This is a genomic window from Helicobacter magdeburgensis, assembly GCF_000765825.2.
Lineage (GTDB): Bacteria > Campylobacterota > Campylobacteria > Campylobacterales > Helicobacteraceae > Helicobacter_C > Helicobacter_C magdeburgensis.
In genome coordinates this window covers 1-8,591 of the sequence record NZ_JRPE02000028.1, presented here as the reverse complement: position 1 = coordinate 8,591, position 8,591 = coordinate 1, and the positions used below count along the sequence as shown (strand labels likewise).

Genomic DNA, 8,591 nt, shown 5'->3' with positions numbered 1-8,591 from the left:
GCAATGGTGGTCTCAATCTTGGGAGTGAAGCAACAAGTGGGATAATGGCACAAGCATTAAAAGATGCAGGTGCTGCGGTTGGTAATGCGGAAAATACAACGACCGCCTTTCAGGCAGCAGCAGAAAAAGCCCATTCAGCAGCTTGGGCAGATAAAGAACAACAAGAAGTTGGTACCCTTGATAGACTAGATGCTAATTTTAAAGATAAGATAGGTGCATTAGGGAATTACTTTGCTGGTCGTGATAGATATAGAACGGATGCTTTAGCACAACTAGAGGCAGGACAAAAACAAAGAGAGAAAAATATGGAAACTGGCAGCAATATGATACAGGCTGCTGAAGGTGGTGATTTTGCAGAATTAGGGAAACTTGGCTCAAGCAACAAGGTAGAATTAAGTACTGGTGGAATTAGCGGTAACTATAATGTTGGATTTGGAGGAGGTATTCAAGGTGGAGCACAATCAGGTGTGAGTTTCTCACATAATGCTTCGCAAAATTACAGTTTTGGAATGAATGTAAGTGGCGGTAGTACTCTAGCCTCACTTGGAATGAATATTGGAATGAACGCTCAAGCTGTAGGCGATGTAGGTTCCGGTATTGCTGCTGCACAACAGATAGCTAGCTTGTATAGAGGTGCTGCTGGTGTTATGGGTGGAGCTGGTGGAGATGCACTAATGGCAGCACAGCAAGGAGTGCAAAGAGCTAGTGCTAGAGTTGCTTCAGCACAATCACAACTTAACTGGGCGACAGAGCAAGCTGCTGGGACTCATCAAAGGTTTGGTGGAGCTTATGCTGGAATGAATGCCCAACAAGTTGGAAAAGCCTCTGCGGACTTACAAATGGGTATCCACGATATGAATATGAGAGTAGGAAGACTGAATGGTATAAAAGGTAGGCTGATAAGTGAAGGTATGGGCAAATACGACCCTACAATAAAAGCACTTGATAGGCAGATGAGGCACCTAAATACAAACATAAATAGAGATGGAATGAGAGTGAAATATCTAGGCTTAAGAAACAATCAAATTAATGCAGAACATAATCTCGCTCAAGCTCAACTTGAGGAGAGTTTTGCAAGGATAAAGCTAAGTAGTTTGTAGGGTTATTTGACACAGAAATATTGAATTTTTGAGGTTGATGGAATTGGTAAATAATCCATCTTTTTAAACTCATTTATGATTATGTTGTTATCAATTTCTGTAAATGTTTTTTTATTTCCCTTTTCAATCCATCTAATTTCTTTCTCAATCTCTTGGATAGTATATTTATATGGATTCTCAACACGATAATGTCCGGTCGCTCCGTGTTTATTGTCCAAAGTGCAAGGCTTATCGTTATGGAGCAGAAAAATTTGGTAATTTTGTCTCATAATTTCTAACTCTTCATAGAGAGGATTATTCTCTGATTTGAGTGTTTGTATTGCTACTAAAATAGTTTTATCTAAATTTTCTTCTGTCAGTTCTAATAATAAGTGCGGCAAAATATGTTCCACAAAGACCATTTCTACGGTATCTCTTTTTCTTTCTTCTATTTTGAACCATACAAATAATGCGATAAATATTAAGAAAGCTAAAACAATAGCTGTTAAAATAGCATTCCTAAACCCTTTATTCTCTTCAAAATCCTTCCAAAAGAAATGCCAATCTGCATAACCCATTTCAAACTCCTTTTTTATTTTATTTAGCGACATTATAACAGAATCCAAAGTTTGGATTCAAATGGGAATTTGTAGTAAATGGATTCTGTGATAGAATAGCGGTTTGATTTTGTGTCAAAAAAGGAGAAAATATGCTGCAATTTCACTTAAGCACAAATGAAGAAAATAGCAGTATAATTCCACGCATAGACTTCCCGGGCATTGTATGCTGACTGGGGAGTGCTTTATGTCCTACACAAAAGGCTTCAAAGACTATCCAGAACTTATCCTTTTACTTAAAGACCGCGGTCTTGTTGTCAATGATGAGAAACTAGCAATCAATTTTCTTAAGTCTGTCCATTACTATCGCCTTAGTGCGTATTTTATTCCTTTTTATACATATTCAAATCTCCCTTGCTTTACACCTCATACAAGCTTTGAGGATGTGGTTTTGCTATATTCCTTTGATCAAGAGCTAAGAGACTTGGTATTCAAACACATAGAGCAGGTAGAAATACTACTAAGAGCTCAAATCACGCATATTCACGCAAGAAAATATGGAGCATTTGGCTATGCCAAGCAAGAAAATGCTTTGCGAAGACACATAGACAGAGGCAAATTGTTCAATGAGTTTATGGCACAACTCCAGCAAGAGCAAAAAAGATCTGGAGAGGAGTTTGTCGCACATATACAAGACAAATATGGCACTGATGTCTTGCCTATTTGGGCGGCTGTGGAAATTTTGTCTTTTGGTAGCCTTGTAAAATTCTTTAAACTTCTTTTGCAAAATGAGCAACTTGATGTGATGTCGTATTTTGGTGTTGATTCACTTAGGTTAAATGTATTTATCAACTGGCTAGAAACGCTTGTGTATGTTAGAAATTTATGCGCTCATCATTCAAGACTTTGGAACAAGCAATTTGTAAGAAAGTTTAAACACGATACTCGCCAAAATTTTGCGACAAATGGTATTAAGACTGATAAGGTTTTCTTTGTGCTTAGTGTGATTGCAAAGCTTACTAGAAAGCATAATATTGTGGATGAAATCCAAGTGCTGTTAGCAAGGTATCCTAATGTAGCCATTGAGAAAATGGGGTTTCCTGTTGATTGGAAAAGCATACTTTCAAGAAATAGTTTGGGGTTAAATAATTCCCATTAGATTCTTTCTTTAACAGCCCTATCTTTAATTCCTACAATACAAAATATATTCCATTCTCAACACTCCCTCTACACCCAAGGCTTAGAGAACCAAGCTCGTATTTCAGCTAACCAAACAGCTGGTATAGGTAAGTTAGGAGAATTTACAAGAGAGCAGATGAATGCTATTCAATATGGGGCTGAAGCTGGAGCATTAGGGCAGATAGCACAGGGTAACGCACTAAGAGCTGTGCACGGCACTGGACAAGCTTTCCAAGATAGCTATAGTAAAACAGCATATATGAACGCACACCAAAGTCTCAGCCAACAAAAAGGAAGTGCTCAGGCTTATGATTCGGAAACAAATGGAGGTAACATAAAGATAGCAGAATCTATGGGGAGAGTGAGCAATGCTACGGCGTTAAGGGGACATAGTTTGTCTGTGAGCGCACATGGAAGCGAATCAAATATGATAGGTGCAAATGCTGGGGATGCAATGGAAAAAGCACTTGTGCAATCTGCGGAACACTCAGCGAAAGTAAGTGCAGGCGTAAGAGATGCTAAAGGAAGAATGGATATGGGGTCTGATTATGCACTTGGAAAACACTTACAAGCATTAGCACAAACTGGTAAGGAAATAGGAGATGCTCAAAATTTCGGATCTGGTGCTAAAGTTGCGGCAGAAGAACTTACAAAAAAAGCTGAAATGGTCGCAGGAGAAAAAGCAGAAACTTCCACATTAAAAAAGACATCAGACAATGTTGGCAATATCACTGATGTGCTACTGACTGCAAATCCATCTCTGGGTGTAGTAAATTTGGCAAACAAACACTTACTGGGAGGCGAATCTATTGGTGATAAAGTGCAAGCAAACTTCAACAAAACAGATTTTAAAAAAGGCATTGATAATACATACAACCAAGAAGTTGCACAAGATGAAGGCGTGAAGCGAGCTAAAGGAATAGAACAGGCAATAGCTGAGGGGGATTTTGTAAGTATGGGCACTCAATCAACTTCACAGAGATTTTCAATGTCGGCTGGAAATGTTTTTGGAGATATGAATGTTAATTCAAGCGGCGGAAAGCAAGGCAGTTTCCAATCCGGCGTAAGCTTCTCTCATAATGAATCTAGAAATTATAGCTTTGGAACAAATGTCAGTGGTGGTAGTGCAATAGCAGGAGCAGCACTCAGTATGGGTATGTCTGCCTCTACCTATGGTGCTATTAGCTCTGGAGTTGCGGCTGCTGGACAAGTAGCTGGTGCTGCAGCTATGTTTGCTCCCGGTGGAGCTATGGGTAAAGGTTTAGCTAATATGGGAATTATAGGCAGTGAATCTGGATATGCTATGGGTATGGGTGCTGCTAGAGCGGCTAATTCTAAAAATGCAGCTTCTGCTATATCTAGTGCTAATGCTTATATGGATAGATTAGGTTCATTTAATGCTAGTGGTGGTTTAGGACAGCTTAGAGCAAACTACGAGTTAGCTGAAAGAGGATTTAACAATATTGCACTCAGTGGTAGTCCTAAAGAAGTAATGAATGCAAGAATGGCTATGGAAAAAGCACGCAAAGCCTATAATAAAGGACTAGCAACAGAGGCAAGCTTAAATAGGCAGCTTAATGCTCTAAGCCCACAAGCAAAGTCATATATGGATGAGCTAAGTGGTGGTAATGCTGGAGGGGGAGTGATGAAAGATGTGCGAATGTTATCCAACTAGCTGATAAACAAAAAATTGGAATGCAGTCCTTTTTGTTTAAGCAATTCTTTTCTTCCAAAGATAATCAATATTTTCTTTGCTCGTGTAACAGCAACATTGAGCAAGTCACTTTCACCTTTGTTAAAGAAGAAGCTTTGAGCATTCTTTGATTCATCACCATATACCGTTGAAAAAACTATAATATCTCTTTCTGAACCCTGAAAAGTATGAACTGTTCCTGTTGTTATTTTTCTTAAATCTATCAATCGCTCGTCTATTCTAAGACATTCATTTAGTTTTGCAGCTTGGTAAGTAAAGGGTGTGATAATACCGATATGTTTCTCACAAAATTCATCATTAGATAGAGAGGTTTTTCCAAGCTCATCTTTCCAAGAGACCAGATTTTCCTGTATGTATTCAAAAATTTGCTCTATTTCTTGCATGTTGTGCTTGTTTTCCTTCTTCCCTTTATTTTCTATGTGTTCCACTCGCCCCTCGTGTTCTAGCCAAGCTAGATCCATTTCTCCATGATAGGTCATCTCATTAGCAATATTGGCAATCTTTTTTCCACATCTAAAATGTTCTTTTAGCCAAATATCTCCTCTTAAGCTACTCCTATTATGCTGTGGGTCAATAGAGACTGCATTATTCGCAATATCCATTATGTTGTTTGCAAATCTTTGTTGATCGTAATCAGCCCCTTTAATCTTTGCGTTTATGTTTTGTTGAGAATCAGATTGGGAATCGTTGATAAAATCCCCACAGCTAAAATAATTGTTTATTGTTTGAATATAGCTTTTATTTGAGCCCACAAAACTCCGTAGCCATTTCTTTTCAAGAGTCTTTGTAAAAGCAAAAATTGGTTTTAATTGCTTTGTGTCCCCAAAAAATATCACCTTTTTTGCATTGTAGAGAATAATTGCCTTGTTAGGTGATATTGTGCCAGCCTCATCTATTAATAAAAAATCAAGTATATTTTTTTCGGCACCAAAAAACGATCCAAAACTATTGCAAGTTACACATACTATTGGAAAAATAGGAAAGAGACTAGCAAATAAATGGCTTTTATTGTTGCTTCTTGGAGTATCTTCTGCACAAAATATATTGATAAATTCCTTTTTGGCGCCTTCATTTAAAACCACATAATATGTTCTGTTTGTCTCTCTATGATGGTAGATACGATTATTTAAAACTTTTTTAAGAAAATCGCGATCTTCCAACATTAATCTAGCAGCATCATTCGTTATATATCTATGACAATTATTGAAAAATAATTCGGCTTTGCAACCCCCGCACACTAGGCTCTTATTTGTCTCTTCGAGAGCCTTCAAGCACCTTGGACAAAGAAAGCTTTCGGCTTTTCTTGTTGTTACTTGATATTGACTCGCAAATAGCAAGGCTTCCTGTATGTGTAGGGCACAATAAAAATTATCCAGTCTTTCAGACTTATCACATTTCTCATTTTCTTTTCTAAATTCTTTTAGTGCAAGATAAGAGCAAGTCAATAGAGAATCTTGCTCATGTAATTTATGTTTTAGTAATATGCTTTTTGAAACAAAAAGCATATTACTTCTTTTTATGGTTTCATGCAATTTTACTCTAATGCGCAACATTGCTTCCCTATTTTTATTGATAGCCATTTCATTTCTTTCTATCTCTTGTTCATACTCCCCAATTTTTCTCTCTTTTTCATTAATACATCTTTTCCTATCCTCCTTTTTGGATCTCCATCTTGGCAAACATATTTTTTTAACAATATACAAAAGCAATAAGTTTAATATCGGTGTCTTGATAACAAAGCTGCTCCACAGACTGTTTGGTAATTTTTCATCATAAATTACTATTAGTTTCTCCAATCGTTCTATTTCTTTTTGATGCCGACTCTTTTTTTCTCTTAGTGTTGTGATGTGCCTTTTTGATTTTGTATTGTCAAGCTTCATGTTTTTGTTTTTAGTATATATATTCTTAATACTCTCCCTTACCTGAAAAAATCTCAACACACAAAGCGGATGCTTTAACAAATGCTGAATAAATTTGTATTTTTCTTCTAAGTCCTCAGTATCCGATAATTTGCTATCTCGTTGTGACAATAATTCCTCTCTAAATTTTTCAATATGTTTTGCATTTTCCACATAAGGTTCAAATTTGTCTTTTATTCTTGCAGCATTTTGTTTGATTTGTGCAAGAAAAGTCTTAATAATTTTACAATACAGGCTATAGTCAATCTTTTGCCCTTCGCCGATTTCCAAGTAACTTATTTTCTTGCATTGAGCGAGAAATATTTTTTCATTATCTAGGACATGTTGCCTTGTTTTAAATATCATTTTCATGTCAAGGCAGTTTTGCTTATCTTCCTCTGTAAGAACTCCTCTAAGATTTGGGACTAGAAAATCCATTTTTTCACCAGTTTCCGTAGTGATGCCTATATCTATCCATCTTTGATAAAAATAAGGCATCTCTCTATTTGCACAAGTCTTTACATTGTCTTTTAGCTGTCTATCAAACCCCTCGTGAATATTTGTTAAGGCTTGTTTGTTTGTTGAGGAACATACAAAAGGCATTCTATCGAAAACAACGCATTGTTTCTGGATGAAATGCTCTGCCATTTGGACTGATGCATGAACAAAGTAATTCGCAAAAATTGCTCTCAAAACAGATGTCTTACCCGTTCCCGGTCCACCATTGATAGGCAGAATATCCATCTTGTCAAAATTTGATAGCAAGACAGATATTCTCTGTGTGGCTTTTAGGGAATGTCCAGCATCCATACTTCCTATATGTTCCATTGAACTGCATATCTCTTGCAAAACTCCAAATATTTGCGTGTCATTTTCTTGTTCGGCAATATTTTCTCTAAATATTTTATCTAGCAATGTATTCTCAATATTATCATTTACTTTTTCATAAAATCTTATCAGAGCGGCATTATAATTGGCTTTAGCAGTGCAATATTTTATTTTTCTGTCTTTGATAATTTCTTCCAGTCCATTCTCTTTTATAAAAGTTTCTATCTTGCTCTCTATGTCAGAAAGATATGTTTTTGCACCATCTCTATTAATGTCTAAATATGAAGAAAAATCAAATTGTTCTAATTCTTTTTTAATTTCAATGTCATAAGCGAATAGCCTAGGATTAAAGACTATGACTGGATATTCCAAATTTTTTTCTTTTATGCAATGATTGGTTTCGCCACAAACAATAAATTTCACCTGTGCAATAAACTCCTCCAAGGACAACTGCTGTCCATGCGCATCTCTTGTGGGAATCTTAACAACAAAGGGAGAAAATATTTCTCCCTTGTTCTCCAAGTTTTCCATATCCCCAAACTTTATAAACACATTAAAGCGTGAAAGATTGCATTCTTTTTCATTAGAAAGGAATTTAATAAAAGATTCAAAATCATCTGAGGCGTAAATCACAGCACTATCTTTGTGCGAATTTTTATTTTTACTTAAGAACTCTGCCGTTTTCTCAAATTTAATGCTTAGAATATCATCAAGCTCAAGCGTTCTTTTGTAGTATGCAAATAGTTTTGCAGTAAAGTCCTTATTGCCCACCTTAGAGCCTTGCTATGCTAGAATGGCATTAGAGAATGCGGTACTCATAAGCTGCCATTATCTTTTGGGCTTCTGCCAAATATTCTTTATAGGCTTCCGTTTGTGCTTCTTCTCTACTATCATCTGCCCAAACATAATGATCTGGGATGTTTGGATTGGTAGTTGTTGTTACAATTTTAATATTTCCATTTTTGATTTCACGAATCAATGTTGGTTTATCAATGCCTAGTTTCTTGGCTGTTTGAACACATGCCTCTGGTGTATTTTCCATTCTTTCTAAAATTCCCTCTTTATACGCCCTATCCCAAGCTCTCCAATATGCTTCATCACACTTCTTGTCCCAATCCTTTTTAGCTTGAGCACTCCATTCACTATAAGGTGCGCTGCCATCTGGAATATGATTTGGACCACTAAAACTCTGTCCTACTAAGTATCCCATTGCAAAATCTCCAAAACCCATTTCAAACTCCTTTCTATGTTTTTAGATTTATTTAGTGAGATTATAGCAGAAACTATGATTTGGATTCAAATGGAGAAAAAGGATGATTTTATGATAGAATACAAG

General features: G+C 36.5%; 5 protein-coding genes and 1 pseudogene. 3 read left to right on the top strand and 3 right to left on the bottom strand.

From position 1 onward, the window contains the following. Nucleotides 1-1,100, top strand: a pseudogene (locus LS74_RS11000) (hypothetical protein); the annotation flags it as partial. A gap of 2 nt (nucleotides 1,101-1,102) precedes the next feature. Here the strand turns inward: LS74_RS11000 and LS74_RS10500 are convergent. Beyond that, nucleotides 1,103-1,657, bottom strand: coding sequence for a hypothetical protein (locus tag LS74_RS10500; RefSeq protein WP_138129135.1), 555 nt, complete (start codon nucleotides 1,655-1,657; stop codon nucleotides 1,103-1,105). Nucleotides 1,658-1,883: 226 nt separating this feature from the next. Here LS74_RS10500 and LS74_RS10495 point away from each other — a divergent pair, with 226 nt between their 5' ends. Both LS74_RS10495 and LS74_RS10490 read left to right on the top strand, forming a co-directional pair. After that, nucleotides 1,884-2,795, top strand: a complete 912-nt coding sequence (locus tag LS74_RS10495) for an Abi family protein (RefSeq protein WP_034589610.1) — start codon at nucleotides 1,884-1,886, stop codon at nucleotides 2,793-2,795. 156 nt (nucleotides 2,796-2,951) lie between these two features. Beyond that, nucleotides 2,952-4,490 (top strand): hypothetical protein, encoded by a 1,539-nt coding sequence (locus LS74_RS10490; RefSeq protein WP_138129133.1) that lies wholly within the window; start codon nucleotides 2,952-2,954, stop codon nucleotides 4,488-4,490. Here the strand turns inward: LS74_RS10490 and LS74_RS11575 are convergent. Together LS74_RS11575 and LS74_RS10480 are read right to left on the bottom strand one after the other, a co-directional pair. After that, a complete protein-coding gene (locus LS74_RS11575) occupies nucleotides 4,487-8,026 on the bottom strand; it encodes a DEAD/DEAH box helicase (RefSeq protein WP_236096927.1) in 3,540 nt (1,179 codons plus the stop codon). The two genes, LS74_RS10490 and LS74_RS11575, sit on opposite strands and share 4 nt — an antisense overlap. Before the next feature lie 28 nt (nucleotides 8,027-8,054). After that, on the bottom strand, nucleotides 8,055-8,486 hold the full coding sequence (locus tag LS74_RS10480; protein WP_034589707.1) for a hypothetical protein: 432 nt from the start codon (nucleotides 8,484-8,486) through the stop codon (nucleotides 8,055-8,057). Nucleotides 8,487-8,591 lie beyond the last annotated feature (105 nt).